Consider the following 15,171-nt stretch of genomic DNA (forward strand, 5'->3'; position numbering starts at 1 on the left):
GCTTAATCCAGATATTCGCCCTTGGTGCGCAGCACTGGTACGTCGTGCTCCAGCCCTTGAGCGATCAGCGCACTGACGGCGCCGGGCTCGAGATCCGTTCCCCGTGGCAGTTCGACACCAACCGCCGTCATTTGCCGCATGACGTCCGGGTCGGCGAGTGCTGCACGCAAGGCGTCATTCAATTTCTGACGCACCGGCGCGGGCGTTCCCTTCCGCACGAAGATTGCGTTCCAGGAGCGGAGGTTCACGCCCGGATAGCCGGCCGCTGCCGCAGTGGATACTTGAGGCGCCTGCGGCGGGGGCTGATCACTCAGCGCTGCGATTGCCTTGATCGTTCCGCCGAGCACTTGGGGTAGCGCGGTGGTGGTCTGGTCGCACATGAAGTCGACGTGACCACCCATGAGATCGTTCATCGCTGGGGCAACGCCCCGATATGGCACATGGGTGATGTTCAGTTTCAGGTTCGACAGCAGCAGAACGCAGGCATAATGCGAAATCGATCCGACGCCGGCGCTGCCATAGGTGAGTTTCTCGCGGTTGGCACGGGCATAGGTGACGAAGTCTTGTAGATTGGACGCCGGCAAGTCCAACTTCGCGACAAGAAGCGTGGAGGCCATCCCAGCGAGGCCCACAGGCTCGAAGTCGGCGACGGGATCGTAAGGCAGCCGCTTGAAGAGCGCGACATTCGCGACATGTGTGCCGATAGTGCCAAAGCCGAGCGAGTATCCATCCGCAGGCGCCTTTAGCAACTTGGTCAGGCCGATGGTGCCGCTGGCGCCGCCGATATTTTCCACGACGATGGATTGCTTCAAGTGGGCCGCCATGGCCTGAGCCACTGCCCGGCCAAGCGCATCGCTCGGGCCACCGGCGGGAAACGGAACGATCAGCGTCAATTGCTTCTCGGGAAACCCCTGAGCCGTTGCCGCAGAGATGTTCAATCCGACCGCGAGCAAGGTCGCCAACATGCGAGATATCACGAAAAGTCCTCCAGCCATGGAATGAGGTCATCGAGGTTCGCAGACTCTTTCTCGGCTACCGGTGCGCCATCGGGACGCGCCAGGCCCACGCGGTTGTGCCAGTAGGTGCGCAGTCCGACGGCTGAGGTGCCGATGAGGTCGTAGCCGGAGCCCGCGACAAACGCTGCGTCCGCGGCCGACACGCCCAGCATGTCCAGGGCCAGACGATAGGGGCGGGGATCGGGCTTATAGAAGCCGGCCTCCTCCGCGGTGATCACGACATCCCATTGCGTGCGCAGGCGGGCGGCGGCCATTCGTCCAAGGCGCGTCGAGCAATTGGTGACGACTGCCAGGCGCGTTCGTCCGGCCAACCGGTCGAGCGCAGCCTGCGCGCCGCTCCAGACCGGGAGGGACTGCCAATTTGCTTCGAGGGCGTCTGCCACCGACGGAGCGAGACCGGTGGTGCGCGCAGCCTGGCGGACCAGATCCTCATACGGGACATAACTCCCGCAACCATATGTCAAGCGGAGATACTCGGCCCTCCAGGTTCGGCCCGATGCTTCGGATCCGGCGGAGGCATTCCAGACGCTCCAGGAATCGAGGAGCGCGGTGAGAAGGTCGAAAAGAACGGCGCGTGGCATGGTCATGCCAAACCTCTATCATCCCGGTGATCAGTTGTGTTTAAGTAGGATTATCTCTCCCCTTCAGGAAAATTGAATGATCGCGCTTGAGGATTTGCGGTTTGTGGTGGCCCTGAGCCGAACCGGCTCGCTAAGCGCGGCGGCTAGGGCGCTCGATGTCACGCCGCCGGCTCTTTCCATGCGATTGAAGAAGCTGGAGGCTGTTCTCGGGGTCAACCTTGTCGTTCGCAACTCCCGAGGGCTGCGCTTCACGCCGGAAGGCGAACAACTTGTCCATGAAGCCCAGTCGCTGTTGGCGCGTGTCGATGGGCTGGCGGACAGTCTCAGCGGTGGCGTATTTGCCGGCCCCCTGCGGGTTGTCGCGCCGTTTGGTTTCGGCAGGATCCATGTCGCGCCCGTCATGGCGGCATTCATTCGCGACCACCCGCAAGTGCGTGCGACGTTGGATCTTTCCGAAGCGCCCTGGAACAGCAATGTCGACGCTGACGTCGTCATCCATATTGGAACTGTCCGGGATTCCTCGTGGGTTGCTCATCTTCTTGCCCGCAACGCGCGCTGGGTATGCGCCAGTCCCAGCTATCTTCGACGATGCGGAACGCCGTCACACCCTCGAGAGCTGGCGCAGCATGCCTGTCTCTCCGTTCGCGAAAACGAAGAGGACGTGACGCTGTGGCGCTACAAAAACGGCCACACATCATCCCGGCGATCAGAGGCGCTTCGAATAAGTCCGGCACTCACGAGCAACAATGGCGAGGTTGTTCGCGAGTGGGCCGTCGCGGGGTTGGGTATAGTTCTCAGGTCCGAATGGGACGTGGCACCATCCGTCAAACGGGGCGAACTGCGTCGGCTGTTTGCTGAATATGAGTTCGAAGGCGCCGACATTCTGGCCTTGGTGCCAACGCGTCGCGGGGTCTCAGCTCGTCTTTCGCATTTTGTCGAAAGCCTGAAGACCCGCTTTCAACCGAAGCCGCCTTGGCGAAGTACTTGACAGTGTGACCAACCGCTACTCGGACCGCACGGAAGCTACTGCTTCTCCAGCCCTGCCCGCTCGATCACGTCGCCCCAGCGCTTGATCTCCTTCTCGATGAACGGGATTATCTCGGCTTTCTGCAGCAGCATCGGGCGGGTGCCGAATTTTTCGAAATGCGTGCGCACGCGCTCGGACGTCAGCGCCGCATGCGCGGCTTCCGCCAGCCGGTCGACGATGGGCGCGGGCGTTCCTGCCGGCACCATGAGGCCCGACCAGCTCTGGGTCGTCATCTCCTTCATGCCAAGCTCGGCCATCGTTGGTACGTTCGGGAATGCACGCAGGCGTTCCGGCGCGGTCGTCACCAGCACCTTCAACTTGCCGGCCTCAACATGCGGGCCGACGGAAACCGGGTAATCGAACATCACATCGACGCGCCCTGCGATCAGGTCGTTCAATGCCGGCGCGCTGCCCTTGTAGGGCACATGCAGCATCTCGATGCCGGCGACCGTCTTGAACAGTTCGGCGACCAGATGCGTCGCAGTGCCGACGCCCGAGGAGGAGAACGTCACCTTGCCCGGATGCTGCTTGGCGTAGGCGATGAACTCGGACACCGAATTATATGGCGCGCCGTGATAGGCCACGAACAGATTCGGGCTTTCGCCGACCAGATGCACCGGCAGGAAACTCGTCAGCGGATCGTAGGACAGGTTCTTGCGCAACGTGACATTGGCTGCCATCGTGCCCTGCGTGCCGTAGATCATCGTGTAGCCATCGGGCTTGGCGCGCGCGACCTGTTCGGTGCCGACGGTCCCGCCACCGCCACCACGGTTGTCGATCACGACCGACTGGCCAAGCGTTCTCGACATTTCCTCGGCGACGATGCGCGATGTCGTGTCGGTGATGCCGCCCGGCGCGAACGGTACGACCCAGGTGATCGGGCGGTTGGGGAATTCCTCGGCCGAGGCCGACGTGATGATAGCGATGGACGCGATCAGGATCGCGGACAAGACGTGACGCTTCGCCATGGAATTCCGCCCCGCAAAATTCTGTCCTTCTGAAGAGGACTTGCGCGGCGAGGATGACGGCTTTCGGCACGGCTTGCCATGCGGCAAAGTCGACCTACGCTTTGATCAGCTCCATCACCGCCGCGGCGAACGCTTCGGGCGCTTCCTGCGGCAGATTGTGCCCGGCGCCCGGCACGACACGGTGGACGCGGCGCCCGGTGAATTTCGACGCGCTGGCAGCACCATCGGTCGCGGGGGCAACGCCATCGTCTGCGCCGTCCAGCGTCATTGACGGCACGATGATGGGAGGCAGCGCCGCCAGCCTGCGCTGGATCTCCGCATATTGCGGATCGCCGTCAGCGAGGCCGAAGCGATGGCGATAGCTGTGGATCACCACATCGACGTAATCGGGATTGTCGTGGGCGATTGCAGTTCGTTCGAAACAGGCATCGTCGAACGGCCAGTTCGGCGACCATTGCGTCCACAATATCCTGGCGATCTCGCGCCGGTTGGCGGCAAGGCCCGCGCGGCCGCGCTCGAGCTGGAAGTAGTGCTGATACCACAGCGCCAGCTCGCGTTCGGGGCGCATTGGCGCCATGGCGTTGGCGATATCCTGGATCAGGTAGGAATTGACGCAGACGAGGCCGATGCAGCGTTCCGGCCACAACGCGGCGCCGACACAGGCCGCGCGGCCACCCCAGTCATAGCCCGCGAACACCGCACCGCGGATGCCAAGCGCATCCATCAGCGCCATCATGTCCGCGCCAACCGCCGCCTGCTCGCCCGAGCGCAGCGTGTTCGCATCACGAAACCGGGTCGGGCCGTAGCCGCGCAAATAGGGAACGATGACGCGGCAACCCTGGGCAGCCAGTTGCGGCGCGACGTCGACATAGGAGTGAATGTCGTAAGGGAAACCGTGCATGAGCATCACCGCCGGTCCGTCGGCGGGACCGGCCTCGTAATAGGCGATGCTGAGGACGCCGGCATCGACCTGGCGCAGCGGCTCCAGCCGCTTCGATGACGGGGCACGCGGGGCCGGGGCGGCGGTCTTTTCAGTCACGGCGAACTCCTTAGGTCTGTTCTAACAATATGGCATGGCCCGCTCCTGATGAAGCAAATCCGGCGCGCTGCCGTGCGCGAATGTCATCATGACGTCCCCGAATTCGGCGATACAGTGTCGCTAGTGGTCTTTGCCGCAGACGGGTCATGCCATGTTGCGATCGCTTACCGTATCCCTTGCCACAGCCCTTACTTTCCTCGGTTCGCTGATCATCCCGGCAACCGCTCAGCAGCAGCCGTTGCGCAGCGAGTGCCTGGCGATGGCGAACGCCACGCCCCGCGCCGTGCCGGTCAGCCTTCGCCTTACGGCTGCCAAGGCCGAAGAGGTCGCGATCACCTATGTCGGGCATTCCACCTATTACATCGACACACCCGGCGGCGTGCGGATCGCGACCGATTTCAACGGCGCCTACCGGACCGGTAGGCTGCCCGATGTCGTCACCATGAACCGGGCGCACTCGACGCACTACACGCTGTTTCCCGATCCAAAAATTCCACACGTCCTGCATGGCTGGGGTGAGAACGGACAGGCCGCGCAGGTCTCAACGCGCGTCGGCGACGTCTATATCCGCAACGTGCCCACCGACATCCGCCGCTACTATGGCGAGGGCTCCGGCGGGGCGATGCTCAAGGACGGCAACTCGATCTTCATCTTCGAGGTCGCCGGCCTCTGCATCGGCCATCTCGGCCATCTGCACCACGAGCTCGACGATACGCATTTCGCGGCGATCGGCCGGCTCGACATCCTGATGGTGCCGATCGACGGCACCTATACGATGTCGCTCGACGGCGTCTCCGAGATCACGCGGCGCCTGCGCTCCTCCGTGGTGCTGCCGATGCATCGCTTCGCCACCCCGCTCGACGAATTCATGCGCCTGATCGGCCAGCAATTCGTCATTGATCAGCGGAGCGAGCGCACCCTGAAGATTTCGCGGGAGACGCTGCCGGGCACACCCACGGTAATCATTCTGGAGGGGGTGTGACCGCGCCGGAATTTCGCAGCGCGGACAAGTGCAGAGGGAGGGAAGTTTGAGCGGACCTATGCAGCGAATCATTGAGAGCAATGGCATACGCCTCAACGTCGCCGAGCAAGGCAACGGGCCCCCGGTGATCCTGTGTCACGGATTCCCGGAGTCCTGGTATTCCTGGCGTCATCAGATCTCAGCACTCGCCGCGGCGGGCTTCCGCGCGGTGGCTCCCGATATGCGCGGCTACGGCAAAAGCGACCGGCCGGAGGCAATCGATCAATACACGATCTTCCATCTGATCGGTGACCTGGTGGAGCTGCTCGATGCCCTCGAAGCGCCAACCGCTGTTATCGTCGGCCACGACTGGGGCGCGGCTATCGCTTGGCAAGCGGCACGCCTGCGCCCTGACCGTTTCCGCGCCGTTGCAAGCCTCAGCGTACCACTTCGGCCGCGTGGCCCGGCGCGCCCGACCAGCATGATGCCGCAGACCGCGGACGCGCAATTCTACCAGCTGTACTTCCAGGAACCCGGCGTGGCCGAGGCGGAGCTGGAGCGAGATCCGCGGATCACCGTGCTCAGCATGCTCTACGGCGCGTCGGGCGAAGGCGCTGCTGCATTCCGTGCCGCCACAGCGCGCGGCGACATCACGCGAACGCCCGGCATGGTTCCGCGCGACGGAGGCATGTTGCAGGGCTCGGGGACGCCACCGACGTTGCCTGCGTGGCTCACCGACGCGGACATCGATTTCTATGCCGGCGAATTCAAACGCACCGGCTTCCGCGGTCCGCTCAACTATTATCGCAACCTCGACCGCAATTGGGAGCTGATGGCGGCGTTTGCAGACGTCACAGTGAAGGTCCCTGCACTCTTTATCGCCGGCGACCATGACATGGTGATGGCTGCTCCCCCTGGCATCGACCAGCATCTCGCCAACCTCAGGCAATTCGTTACCACGCTGCGTGACGTGCGAATTCTGCCCGGCTGCGGCCACTGGACCCAGCAGGAGCGCCCGAGCGAGGTCAGCGCGGCGATCATCGATTTCATCCGTGGCCTGCCGGACTGAAGTGTTCACGGCAGCGGCCGCCAAGAAACAAAGATCAAAGGAGCGAAACTCATGGCCGCCAGCACTGCACTCGCCTCCAGAAGCGGGCTCTACGCCGATCCGCGCGAGGACTGGCTGGCGCAGTACACCGAGGAGATCATCGACCCTGCCCGCCCCGTCGTCGATCCGCATCACCATCTCTGGGACCGCGGCGGCTTGCGCTACATGATCGAGGAGATGGCGGCCGACATCGCTTCCGGCCACAATATTATTGCAACCGTCTATGTCGACTGCCGCTCGATGTACCGTGCGCGCGGCCCTGAGGCGTTCCGGCCCGTCGGCGAGGTCGAGTTTGCCAATGGCGTGGCGGCGATGGCGGCGAGCGGTGGCTATGGCAAGGCCGCGATCTGCGCCGGCATCGTCAGCCACGTCAATCTGCTGCTCGGCGATGGCGCGAAGCCGGTGCTGGAGGCAGAGATCGTTGCCGGCAACGGCCGCTTCCGCGGCATCCGGCATTCCTCGGCCTGGGATGCCGATCCCGACGTGGCGGGCATGTATGCGACGCGGCCGAAAGGGTTGCTGCTCGACAGCAGCTTCCGCAAGGGCTTCGCCTGCCTCGCACCACTGGACTTGAGCTTCGACGCCTGGCTGTTTCATCCGCAGATCGGCGAACTCACCGATCTCGCCCGCGCCTTCCCCGACACCAAAATCGTGCTCGATCATTGCGGCGGCCCTGTCGGCATCGGCCGCTACGCCGGCCGGCGCGAGGAGATCTTTCCGGTGTGGAAAGCCTCGATCCAGGAAATCGCCAAATGTGAAAACGTCGTCGTCAAGCTCGGCGGACTCGCGATGCGCCTGCTCGGCTACGATTTTCATCTGCGCCCGAAGCCGCCGTCTTCCGAGGAAGCCGCCGCCGCGTGGCGGCCCTATGTCGAAACCTGCATCGAGGCGTTTGGACCCGATCGATGCATGTTCGAAAGCAACTTTCCGCCGGATAAAGGCCAGTGCAGCTATCAGGTGATCTTCAACGCCTTCAAGCGGTTGGCCGCGCAATATAGCGAGGCGGAGAAGGCGGCGCTGCTCTCCGGGACGGCGACGGAATTCTACAAGCTCAAGCTGGACTGATTACGCCCACTCGCCCTTGCGGAACACCGGCACGCGGCTTCCGTCGGCGTGAATGCCATCGATATCGGTTTCGGCCGATCCGATCATCCAGTCGATGTGTATCAGGCTCTTGTTGCCGCCCTGCGCCGCGATCTGCTCCGGGTTCAGCTTGTCGCCGCCGACGAAGCATTTCGAGTAGCACTGGCCGAGCGCGATATGGGAAGCGGCGTTCTCGTCGAACAGGGTGTTGAAGAACAACAGCCCGCTCTTGGAAATCGGCGAGGAATGCGGCACCAGCGCCACTTCGCCGAGACGGGCCGCGCCCTCATCAGTGTCGAGCACCTTCTTCAACACCTCCTCGCCGCGCGAGGCTTTTGCCTCGACGATGCGCCCCTCCTCGAACCTGACAGCGATGTTGTCGATCAGCGTGCCCTGATAGGACAGCGGCTTGGAGGAAACGACATGGCCGCTCACCCGCCGGCAATGCGGCGTGGTGAAGACTTCCTCGGTCGGGATGTTGGCGTTGCAGGTGATGCCGTTCCTGGCGGTCGATGCGCCGCCTTCCCATTCATGGCCATCGGCAAGACCGATCGTCAGATCCGTGCCCGGGCCGGAATATTTCAGCGCGTGGAAGCGCTGGCCGTTCAGCCAGTCGGTCCGCTCGCGCAGCACGGCGTTGTGCTTTTCCCATGCCGCGACGGCGCCGTCCTGATCGACGCGGGACGCTGCGAAGATCGCATCCGCCAGCTTCGCCACCGCGACATCCTCCGGGACGTCGGGGAAAACCTGCTTGGCCCAGGACGGACTCGGATAGGCGATGATGTTCCAGTTGGTTTCGAAATTGACGATCTTCTCCAGCGCCGGCTGATAGGCGACCGAATTGGCCTTGCTGGCGCGCGCCACCTTCACCGGATCCTCGCCCGACAGCAGCATCGGATTGTCGCCGACGATGGCCAGCCGCGCGGTGTTGGCGGTGAACGCCTTCGCCATGCCCTCATAGAGCCAGCCGGCGGCGCGATCAAAACTCTCGTTATGGCCGTAGCGATAGCGCGCCAGCGTGATCGCCTCATCCGACAGGAACGGGGTCACGATTCCAGCGCCGGCCTTGTAGGCATGTTCGGCAATCCGGCGCACCAGCGGCAGCGCGACCGAGGGCGCGGTCAGCAGCAGGTCCTGTCCCGGCTGCAGCCGCAAGCCGACCTTGACCGCGACTTCGGCGAGGCGGTCGAGTTTCACGGGATCGATCGAGACGGAAACGTTGCGCTGATGTGCAGTCATGATTCTTTGGGCCGATGCTCTTGGATTTTCCAGCTTCGCAGCCTTCGGCGTGATCACACCATCAAGCCAAGGCGAGCGAAGCGCCTGATAACAGCAATAGCACAAGATTAGTCCGGCGAAACCCGACCTCGTTGATGTTCCGGAATGCAACAAATGCTTAGCAGGGAACCCGCAAACAGGGCTGACGGCGAGGTCGATCACGAGCTTGGAAAACAGGCTCTGGCGCCCGAGCAGCAGCGAGCGCGGTGAGGCTGAGTGGCGTCACCTCAGGCGAATCGAGCCCCGGCGTCGTGGCCCGGCTTCCGGTCGGCGCGGATGGGTGTGTTATTTCCGTGGGTATTTCGGCTGCTCTTTCTGAGCCGGTCAGCGCAAGCCCCTCACCGTCAGCACAATGGCGTCGGCGCCCGCCTTGCGATCGACTGATATCTCCTGATACTCCGGCGAATTCTGAAATTCTTTCGCCGCGGCATCATCAGGAAATTCCATGATCACGATCTTGTCGCGCGGCCACTCGCCTTCCAGCACGACCGGATGCGCGTCCGCCACCAGGAGCTTGCCCTTGAATTTGCTGAACACGCTCATGAAGCGGGACTGATAGCGATCATAAAGCTCGCGGCGGGTGAATTTCAACTGGGCGATAATGTAGACGCTCATGACGGCTCCTCACCTCGCGTGTCAGGCAGCGCCTTCAGGTCACGGCCCCGCTGGTCAAGCGCGAAACTTCTTCTTTTTCTTCTTTCCGAAGGCAGCCTTCGCAGGCGCTGCAGTTTCGTGCCGCGGCTTTCCGGCGTGAGCCGGCTTGTCCCGATGCGGCTTCTTCGCATCGTAACGCGCCTTCTTGTCAAACCCTGCTCGGTCAGAACTCCCAGTCTTTTTGCCGTGCGGCTTCGGTGTCCACTCCTGCTTGCGAACCTCCTCACGCGGCGGCGCATCTTTCATCGCCTCGATGCGGATGTTGTCTTCCTTGTCGGGACGTCGGATCTTGACGGCAAAGGATTCCGCGGCGCGGGCGGAAATCTCGAATTCGCTGGTGGTGTCCATGATGCGGATGGCGCCGATGTCGGATTTGTCGATGCCGCCGCGGCGGCAGATCATCGGCAACAGCCAGCGCGCTTCCGCATTCTTACGGCTGCCGATGGAGGCGCTGAACCAGACGCTGCCTTCGCCCATGCCGTGACGCGGCGATGATTTCCCCTTCTTCGATCGCGGCCCAGCGCTGCGATCGTCGCCGCGCGGCGGACGGCCTTCCCTTTCCCGGCCGCGATCCTCGCGGGACCGGCCACTGCCCTGGCCGGGATCGAGAATATCCTCGGGCGACGGCAGCCGTGCGCGATAGAGCCGCGCCAGCGCCGCGGCAATGTCCTCCGCCGACCGCTCGGCGAGCAAGGCCTGCGCCAGCGTCAGATCCTCGGCGGTCGTCTCCTCCGAAAACAGCGCATCTTTCAGCATGCGCTCCTGATCGAGCTTGCGAATTTCATCCGGCTGGGGCGCCGTGCCCCAGACCGTATCGATGCCGGCCAGGTTCAGCAGCACCTCGGCGCGTCGCCTGCGCGCCGGCGGCACCAGCAGCACGCTGACACCCTTGCGGCCCGCGCGGCCGGTACGGCCGGAGCGATGCTGCATGACTTCCGGATCGTTCGGAATGTCGGCGTGGATGACGAGATCGAGGTTCGGCAAGTCGATGCCGCGCGCCGCCACGTCGGTGGCGACGCAGACACGGGCGCGCCCATCCCGCAACGCCTGCAGCGCCATCGTTCGCTCGTTCTGCGTCAATTCGCCTGACAGCGCGACCACGGAGAAGCCGCGCTCCAGCAGCGTCGCCTGCAGATGCCGAACGGCTTCCCGCGTGTTGCAAAATACCAGCGCACTCGGCGATTCGTAGAATCGCAAAGTGTTGACGACGGCGTGCTCGACATCGCCGGCGGCGATCCGGATCGCGCGGTACTCGATGTCGGCGTGTCCGCCCTCGTCGCCAGCGACTTCGACGCGAAAGGCCTGCTGCTGGTACTCTTTCGCCAGCGCGACGATGCCGCGCGGCAATGTCGCCGAAAACAACAGCGTGCGCCGATCCTCCGGCGTCGCCTCAAGGATGAATTCCATGTCCTCGCGGAAGCCGAGATCGAGCATCTCGTCGGCCTCGTCGAGTACGATCGCCTTCAACTCCGAAACGTCGAGCCGGCCTCGCCGCAGATGATCGCAGAGCCGTCCGGGCGTGCCGACCACGATATGCGCACCCGCGGCCAGCTCACGCTGCTCGCGGCGCGGGTCCATGCCGCCGACGCAGGATACCACGCGCGCATCGGCATATTGATAGAGCCAGGCCAGTTCGCGATGCACCTGAAGCGCCAATTCGCGGGTCGGCGCAACGATCAAGGCCAAGGGGGCAGCGGCCCGTTCGAACCGCTCGGCGCCATCAAGCAGATTCTTGGCGATCGCCAGACCATAGGCGACCGTTTTGCCGGAACCGGTCTGCGCCGAAACCAGGAGATCGCGGCCGGCGGCGGCGTCGGCCAGCACCGCGGTCTGGACCTGCGTAAGCCGATCGAAGTTGCGTTCCGCCAAAGCTCGGGCGAGCGGCGGACTTGTGGTCAAGAATGTCACGAGATGTCAGACCTTAGGTTGGCTCTATCAGCCGGAAAATGTTGAATACTGCCCCGAACCGAAAATGGCTCGAAGCTTGCGCGGTTCACGAAGCGCAGCCGTACGGCCTGACCGATTTCACTGAGGTGGGGATGCTTTAGGCGAAAACCAGCCAATACGCCATCCATTCTTTGCAGATCAGCCGATCACTTCTGCGGCGGTTAACCTTCACGCGGCATGCACCGCGACGCTGGGAATCCCGGAACGATCGGCTACACTGCGGTTTTGAGGCGTTTCGCGCCTGTTTTTCACATCAGCCGTCGCTCAAGGGGGCCGTGTACCGTGACCGCGTTCAAGACCATTCGCGCCCGGGCCGAGAAGCGCAAGGGCGGCCCCAAGGCACTCGCCAAGTTGCTGCCGGCGAAGCCCGACCCAAAGGCGCTCGCCAGGCTCAGCGACGATCGGATTCTCGCCGAAATGACCAGGCGAGTGTTTTGCGCGGGGTTTGCCTGGAGCGTGATCGAGAGCAAATGGCCGGGCTTTGAGAAGGCGTTTCTCGGCTTCAAGCCGGGCCCACTGTCGCTGAAGCCGGACGAGTTCTGGGACGATCTGATGAAGGACACGCGCATCGTCCGCAACGGCGCCAAGATCATGTCGGTGCGCGCCAATGCAAGCTTCGTGAGAGACATCGCCAGGGAGCATGGCAGCTTCGGCAAGTTCCTCGCGAACTGGCCCTCATCCGACGAGGCCGGCTTGCTGGAACTGCTGGCCAAGCGCGGCAGCCGGCTCGGCGGCAATACGGGACAGATGATGCTGCGCTTCCTCGGCTGGGACGGCTTCGTCACCTCAAGGGACGTCGTGCTGTGCCTGCGCGATGCCGGGCTCGACATCGCGGAGGCGGTGACTTCGAAGCGCGACCTCGCCAAGGTGCAGGCGCAGTTCAACGCATGGGCCGAGGAGACAGGGCTTGCTTACGTGCAGCTCTCGCGGATTTGTGCGTTGTCGATTGGCGAGAATTACGCCGCCGAGAAGCTTGAGAGCATGCTCGGCGGGGATGAATGATCCGCCTTCGCTCTTTGAGCTTCGGCGAGACAAGCCTGCCCACCCCATCCGGTTGGATTCGTCGGTTTGGAACTATATGACGAAAAATCCATGCGTGGCGTCGCGTCGGAGTTGTTCGACGAGGCCGTACTCCCAGTCGAGATAGGCCTGCATCGCGCTTTCCTTGATATCGGTGCCCTCATAGGGACGGCGGTAGCGATGCGACGGGTCGGGCTTTGGGATCACAAGCGGCGGGCCGATCTCGAGCGTGCCGTCATAGCCGCCTTCGAGCACATAAGTTTCCCATCCCATCTGCGCGAGCCAGGATGCGGTCATGTCGGCGCGGACGCTTCTATTGTCCGTCAGCACGATGCGCGCGCCGCGCACCGGCGCTGCCATGTCGATCTCCTGCACCAGTTGCCCACCGGCATAATGGCGGAAGCCCGCGAGATGGCCGGCCGTGTATTCCTCTTCCGAGCGCACATCGAAGCGATAGAGCGTACGATCGGTCTGCTCCTGCAGCGCCGCCATCTCCGCAAGCCCGACGTGCCGGACGCCGGCGCGATAGGCGACGTCGCGCGCATTGGCCTCACCGCCCGCGATGGCGCCGATCCCGCCGCGCCGGTTGGAGCCATGTTCGAGATTCTGTTTGGCCAAGGTCCAGCCGATCGTCCCGTTGCGAAGTGCCCGCACCTTGTTGGTGATGCCGGCGTTGATCAGCGACTGGGTGCCGATGATCGAGCGGGTGCGGCCGGCGCAATTGACGATGATGGTGGTTTCGGAATCCGGCGCAGCGCGGCCCGCGCGCAGCACCAGCTCCGCGCCCGGCACGCTGATCGAGCCCGGGATATTCATGGTCGCGTATTCGTCGAACCGGCGGACATCGAGGATTTGAATGTCGGCGCCGCTTGCAATCAGGGCGCTGACTTCCTCGGCGGCCAGCGAAGGCGTGTGCCGCCGCGCCTCGACCAGCTCGCCGAACGCCTTGGCGTAAGAATTGACATCCTGGAATAGCTCAAAGCCGGCCTGTTTCCAGCCCTGCAGCCCACCATCGAGCTGGCGGACATCGGTGTAGCCCACGGCTTTCAAGCGATCCGCCGCTGCGACGACGAGGCCTTCGCCGTCATCATAGATAACGACCGGCACATCCTTGCGCGGCAGCCGCACCTCCGCTTCGAGTTCGATCCGGTTGGCCGCCATGTTGGCGGCAAACAGGGGATGGCCGGTGGCGAAGACGGCCTCGTGCCTGACATCGAGCAGCGCGATTTCGTCCCGCAGCAGCAGCGCGGTGCGGACTTGCGAAGGGGTGACGGAGGGTATGGTCATGGATCGTGAATTCCGGATAGGGATCGTTCCCCCATTAACAGCATCGAGCGACGTGCGTCACGCCAGACAGGCCAATAGCTCTGCGAGGCCATTAACTCTCATGTCATCGAACATTGAACTGATTGCACCGACTTCGCTGAAAACGGCATATGATGCCTGACAATTAAGCACCTAGGCATCCGATGGACCTCAAACAATTGCGCACCTTCCGCGCCGTGGCCGAGCTGGGCAGCCTCAGCAAGGCGGCGGACCGGCTGCGCGCCGCCCAGCCCGCGCTCAGCCGGCACATCAAGCTGCTCGAACATGAATTGCGCGTCGAACTGTTCGTCCGCAACGGCCGCGGCATGCTCCTGACCAGCGCCGGCCGGTTGCTGCTCGACCGCACCACCGGGCTGATCCGCCAGATCGAGCAGGTCAGCGACGACCTCAAATCGGCAAACGGCAATCCGTCGGGCCGCGTCATCCTCGGGCTGGTGCCGACGGTGAGCGCGGTGCTGTCCGGACGGTTCGCCCGCCGCGTCATTACCGAATTTCCCGACGTCTCGCTGCGCATCGTGGAAAGCTATGGCGGGCATCTGGTGGAATGGCTGCACCGCGGCGAAATGGATCTCGCGATCATCTACGGCCCCGCGGTCGATCTGCATCTTCAGGTCCAGTCCATTGGCCGCGAGGATATCGTCGCGGTCGGGCCGCCGGGATCGGGCCTCAGCAAGCGGAAGCAGGTCGACCTCAAGTGGCTGGTGAAGCAGAGGCTGATCCTGCCCAGCATCTCGCATGGCTTGCGGGCGCTGCTGGAGAAGGCGCTGGCGCGCGAGAAGTTGAAGCTCGACGCCATGATCGAGGTCGATTCCTACCGCGCGCAGATCAGCCTGATGGAGGAAGGGCTCGGCTACACGCTGTTGCCGCCCTCCGCCATCCGCACCGAGGTGGCAGCGAAGCGCCTGGAGATGGCGGCCGTCAGCCCCTCGGTGTCGCGCGAACTGATTCTCGCATCGCCGATCGCCCATCCGCCGTCGATTGCAACGACGACGATTGCGACGCTGATCGTGTCGGAGATTCAGCAGCTCTCCCGGGAAGGAGTGTGGAAGATCAACATGACGGCGTAGCGCGGCCGAGCCTTCTCTCTCCGTCATGGCCGGGCCAAAGCGCGAAGCGCGTCTTCGCGCTTTGGCCCGGGCATGACGGAGAGACAAGCTACCAGT

General features: G+C 63.6%; 14 protein-coding genes. 6 read left to right on the forward strand and 8 right to left on the reverse strand.

Annotation, left to right across the window (positions count from 1 at the left end; translation table 11 throughout):
- Positions 1-2 precede the first annotated feature (2 nt).
- Complete coding sequence (locus V1279_RS31150) at positions 3-965, reverse strand: tripartite tricarboxylate transporter substrate-binding protein (RefSeq protein ID WP_334443969.1); 963 nt, start codon at positions 963-965, stop codon at positions 3-5.
- 8 nt (positions 966-973) lie between these two features.
- The gene (locus tag V1279_RS31155) at positions 974-1,603 is read right to left on the reverse strand and encodes an HAD-IA family hydrolase (protein ID WP_334443971.1); all 630 of its coding nucleotides are present in this window, start codon (positions 1,601-1,603) and stop codon (positions 974-976) included.
- Positions 1,604-1,673: 70 nt separating this feature from the next.
- On the opposite strand from V1279_RS31155, the gene V1279_RS31160 reads away from it, so the two are divergent.
- Entirely contained in the window at positions 1,674-2,585 is a 912-nt protein-coding gene (locus V1279_RS31160) for a LysR family transcriptional regulator (protein ID WP_334443974.1), read from the forward strand.
- A gap of 35 nt (positions 2,586-2,620) precedes the next feature.
- On the opposite strand, the gene V1279_RS31165 is transcribed toward V1279_RS31160, so the two are convergent.
- Entirely contained in the window at positions 2,621-3,592 is a 972-nt protein-coding gene (locus tag V1279_RS31165) for a Bug family tripartite tricarboxylate transporter substrate binding protein (RefSeq protein WP_334443977.1), read from the reverse strand.
- Between the two features lie 94 nt (positions 3,593-3,686).
- Entirely contained in the window at positions 3,687-4,571 is an 885-nt protein-coding gene (locus tag V1279_RS31170; RefSeq protein ID WP_442894925.1) for an alpha/beta fold hydrolase, read from the reverse strand.
- A 211-nt stretch (positions 4,572-4,782) separates the two neighbouring features.
- Here V1279_RS31170 and V1279_RS31175 point away from each other — a divergent pair, with 211 nt between their 5' ends.
- Genes V1279_RS31175 through V1279_RS31185 form a run of 3 tightly spaced genes read left to right on the forward strand, consistent with a single transcriptional unit; the run spans position 4,783 to position 7,765 of the window.
- Positions 4,783-5,613 carry an MBL fold metallo-hydrolase gene (locus V1279_RS31175; protein ID WP_334443981.1) on the forward strand — a complete coding sequence of 277 codons (831 nt, stop codon included), beginning with the start codon at positions 4,783-4,785 and terminating at the stop codon, positions 5,611-5,613.
- Between the two features lie 58 nt (positions 5,614-5,671).
- Positions 5,672-6,661, forward strand: coding sequence for an alpha/beta fold hydrolase (locus tag V1279_RS31180; protein ID WP_334443984.1), 990 nt, complete (start codon positions 5,672-5,674; stop codon positions 6,659-6,661).
- Positions 6,662-6,712: 51 nt separating this feature from the next.
- Positions 6,713-7,765, forward strand: coding sequence for an amidohydrolase family protein (locus V1279_RS31185; RefSeq protein WP_334443987.1), 1,053 nt, complete (start codon positions 6,713-6,715; stop codon positions 7,763-7,765).
- Here the strand turns inward: V1279_RS31185 and V1279_RS31190 are convergent, their stop codons facing one another.
- The 3 genes from V1279_RS31190 to V1279_RS31200 form a co-directional block, all read right to left on the reverse strand.
- Entirely contained in the window at positions 7,766-9,022 is a 1,257-nt protein-coding gene (locus tag V1279_RS31190) for an aminopeptidase (RefSeq protein WP_334443990.1), read from the reverse strand. It abuts the gene before it with no gap.
- Positions 9,023-9,385: 363 nt separating this feature from the next.
- Positions 9,386-9,676: a DUF1330 domain-containing protein gene (locus V1279_RS31195; protein ID WP_334443993.1), complete on the reverse strand. Its 291-nt coding sequence runs from the start codon at positions 9,674-9,676 to the stop codon at positions 9,386-9,388.
- 54 nt (positions 9,677-9,730) lie between these two features.
- Positions 9,731-11,623 (reverse strand): DEAD/DEAH box helicase, encoded by a 1,893-nt coding sequence (locus V1279_RS31200; protein WP_334443995.1) that lies wholly within the window; start codon positions 11,621-11,623, stop codon positions 9,731-9,733.
- Between the two features lie 321 nt (positions 11,624-11,944).
- Here V1279_RS31200 and V1279_RS31205 point away from each other — a divergent pair, with 321 nt between their 5' ends.
- Positions 11,945-12,664, forward strand: a complete 720-nt coding sequence (locus V1279_RS31205; protein WP_334443997.1) for a DNA-3-methyladenine glycosylase I — start codon at positions 11,945-11,947, stop codon at positions 12,662-12,664.
- Between the two features lie 72 nt (positions 12,665-12,736).
- Here V1279_RS31205 and V1279_RS31210 read toward each other — a convergent pair whose 3' ends face one another.
- Complete coding sequence (locus tag V1279_RS31210) at positions 12,737-13,969, reverse strand: rhodanese-like domain-containing protein (protein ID WP_334443999.1); 1,233 nt, start codon at positions 13,967-13,969, stop codon at positions 12,737-12,739.
- 182 nt (positions 13,970-14,151) lie between these two features.
- Between V1279_RS31210 and V1279_RS31215 the strand changes: the two genes are divergently transcribed.
- Positions 14,152-15,075, forward strand: coding sequence for a LysR family transcriptional regulator (locus V1279_RS31215; RefSeq protein ID WP_334444002.1), 924 nt, complete (start codon positions 14,152-14,154; stop codon positions 15,073-15,075).
- Positions 15,076-15,171 lie beyond the last annotated feature (96 nt).

Origin of the sequence: Bradyrhizobium sp. AZCC 1610 (assembly GCF_036924515.1) — a bacterium.
In the GTDB taxonomy this organism is placed as follows: domain Bacteria; phylum Pseudomonadota; class Alphaproteobacteria; order Rhizobiales; family Xanthobacteraceae; genus Bradyrhizobium.

What these genes read in the sequence shown, in the direction of transcription:
- V1279_RS31150 (WP_334443969.1), bottom strand. Translation starts at nt 965, where the DNA reads ATGTTGGCGACCTTGCTCGCGGTCGGATTGAACATCTCTGCGGCAACG.
- V1279_RS31210 (WP_334443999.1), bottom strand. Translation starts at nt 13,969, where the DNA reads ATGACCATACCCTCCGTCACCCCTTCGCAAGTCCGCACCGCGCTGCTG.
- V1279_RS31215 (WP_334444002.1), top strand. Translation starts at nt 14,152, where the DNA reads ATGGACCTCAAACAATTGCGCACCTTCCGCGCCGTGGCCGAGCTGGGC.
- V1279_RS31175 (WP_334443981.1), top strand. Translation starts at nt 4,783, where the DNA reads ATGTTGCGATCGCTTACCGTATCCCTTGCCACAGCCCTTACTTTCCTC.
- V1279_RS31185 (WP_334443987.1), top strand. Translation starts at nt 6,713, where the DNA reads ATGGCCGCCAGCACTGCACTCGCCTCCAGAAGCGGGCTCTACGCCGAT.
- V1279_RS31160 (WP_334443974.1), top strand. Translation starts at nt 1,674, where the DNA reads ATGATCGCGCTTGAGGATTTGCGGTTTGTGGTGGCCCTGAGCCGAACC.
- V1279_RS31165 (WP_334443977.1), bottom strand. Translation starts at nt 3,592, where the DNA reads ATGGCGAAGCGTCACGTCTTGTCCGCGATCCTGATCGCGTCCATCGCT.
- V1279_RS31190 (WP_334443990.1), bottom strand. Translation starts at nt 9,022, where the DNA reads ATGACTGCACATCAGCGCAACGTTTCCGTCTCGATCGATCCCGTGAAA.
- V1279_RS31155 (WP_334443971.1), bottom strand. Translation starts at nt 1,603, where the DNA reads ATGACCATGCCACGCGCCGTTCTTTTCGACCTTCTCACCGCGCTCCTC.
- V1279_RS31180 (WP_334443984.1), top strand. Translation starts at nt 5,672, where the DNA reads ATGCAGCGAATCATTGAGAGCAATGGCATACGCCTCAACGTCGCCGAG.
- V1279_RS31195 (WP_334443993.1), bottom strand. Translation starts at nt 9,676, where the DNA reads ATGAGCGTCTACATTATCGCCCAGTTGAAATTCACCCGCCGCGAGCTT.